The organism is Blautia sp. AM29-29, assembly GCF_003480555.1.
Lineage (GTDB): Bacteria > Bacillota > Clostridia > Lachnospirales > Lachnospiraceae > Fusicatenibacter > Fusicatenibacter saccharivorans.
The window spans coordinates 1-366 of record NZ_QUJD01000007.1 but is presented as its reverse complement, the minus strand read 5'-3'; the positions used below and the strand labels follow the sequence as shown (position 1 = coordinate 366).

At 43.7% G+C, this 366-nt stretch carries 2 protein-coding genes; both read right to left on the bottom strand.

Annotation, left to right across the window (positions count from 1 at the left end; all coding sequences use genetic code 11):
• Positions 1 to 178 (bottom strand): helix-turn-helix domain-containing protein (locus DW769_RS17260; RefSeq protein WP_158579806.1); only part of this gene is annotated, 178 nt, incomplete at its 3' end.
• On the bottom strand, positions 178 to 366 hold a 189-nt coding region (locus DW769_RS06325; protein ID WP_147398850.1), incomplete at its 5' end, for a transposase. The genes DW769_RS17260 and DW769_RS06325, both read right to left, overlap by 1 nt.

The window sequence follows — 366 nt, the reverse complement described above, 5'->3', positions numbered from 1 at the left end:
TCAGTTCCGTCAGCATGGCAGAAGTCTGGCCATAGCCGATCTTTTCCCCTTTTTCATAGCCTTCCTTACGCATGGCAAGTCCCCGGTTATAGATGAACCTGCAGCATCCCAGCGTCTGGTGGATGAAGGCTTTCTGTCCTTTATTCGGGTAGATTCTGAATTTGATCCCTTTTTGCATTATCCCATCTTATCCTTTTGTCTCTGCGATGTTTTCTGGTTTTCGATATACTGTTTTACTGCTTCCAGCGGAGCACCACCCACCGTCGATACAAAATAGCTGTTTGTCCAAAGCGTCGGCATCTTAGTTTTAAGATATGGAAATTCCTGTCTTAAAATTCTGGAAGTATAGCCTTTGAAAGATTTTAC